Annotated in this window: 1 protein-coding gene and 1 pseudogene; both read left to right on the forward strand. The window is 62.7% G+C overall.

Features of this window, described 5'->3' with window-relative positions; genetic code table 11:
- Positions 1-222: pseudogene (locus AC1D00_RS41620) on the forward strand (short-chain dehydrogenase); the annotation flags it as partial.
- 13 nt (positions 223-235) lie between these two features.
- On the forward strand, positions 236-1,259 hold a 1,024-nt coding region (locus AC1D00_RS41625; RefSeq protein WP_477014706.1), incomplete at its 3' end, for an acyl-CoA dehydrogenase family protein.

Consider the following 1,259-nt stretch of genomic DNA (forward strand, 5'->3'; position numbering starts at 1 on the left):
CCGAAGAACATCCACGTCGCCCATCTCATCATCGATTCTGGCGTCGATACGGAATGGGTGCGGCAGCGCCGGCTCGAGGCGCTGGGCCCGAATGCGCTCGACAATCCCGACCTTCTGATGCCGCCTTCATCCGTCGCTGCATCCTATTGGCAGCTGTACCAGCAGCCGCAAAGCGCTTGGACGTTCGAACTGGAGATCCGTCCGTTCGGCGAGAAGTGGTAAGGAGATTGATGCGATGGAGCTCGCGCTTTCGCCTGAGGACGCCGCTTTCCGCGATGAAGTGCGCGCCTTCATCGCGGCGAATTATCCCGCGGAAATGCGCGTTCCGAACCCCGAGACCGATCTGACCAAGGAGCAGTCGCTGCTCTGGCATCGCATTCTCTACAGGAAGGGCTGGATCGCGCCGCTGTGGCCTAAGGAATATGGCGGCCCGGGCTGGTCCGTCACGCAGCGCTTCATCTTCGAGCAGGAGACGTCCCGTGCCGGGACCCTGCCGCCGCTGGCGTTTAGCGTCACCATGGTCGGACCGGTCATCTACACCTTTGGCAACGAGGCGCAGAAGAAGAAATTTCTGCCGCGGATTCTGTCCGGCGAGGATTGGTGGTGCCAAGGCTATTCGGAGCCAGGCTCGGGCTCGGACCTCGCGACCGTCAGGACCAAGGCGGTGCGGGAGGGCGACCACTACATCGTCAACGGTCACAAGACCTGGACCACGCTGGCGCAGCATGCCGACTGGATATTCTGCCTCGTGCGCACCGATCCGAACGCGAAGCCACAATCCGGCATCTCCTTTCTGCTGATCGACATGAAGTCGCCCGGCGTCATCGTGCGGCCGATCATCACGATCGACGGCAGCCATGAGGTCAACGACGTCTTCCTCGAAAACGTCCGCGTGCCCGTCGAGAACCTGGTCGGCGAGGAGAACAGGGGCTGGACCTACGCCAAGTTCCTGCTCGGCAACGAGCGCACCGGCATGGCCGGGATCGGCCGGTCCACCCGCTACATCAACAAGCTGAAGCAGATCGTGAAGGCGGAGATACCGGCCGACGATCCCGCGCATCTCGAATTTGTGCGGGACATTGCCCGCATCGAGCTCGACGTGCTGGCGCTGGAGGCGACGGAGCTGCGCGTCGTCGCCCAGATGGCGCGCGGCATAGATCCTGGGCCGGCGGCCTCGCTTTTCAAGATCCGCGGCACCGAGATATTTCAGAGTATCACCGAGCTCACCCATCGCGCGATCGGCAATTACGGCCTTGCCA

It is taken from the genome of Bradyrhizobium sp. P2_E8, assembly GCF_056403875.1.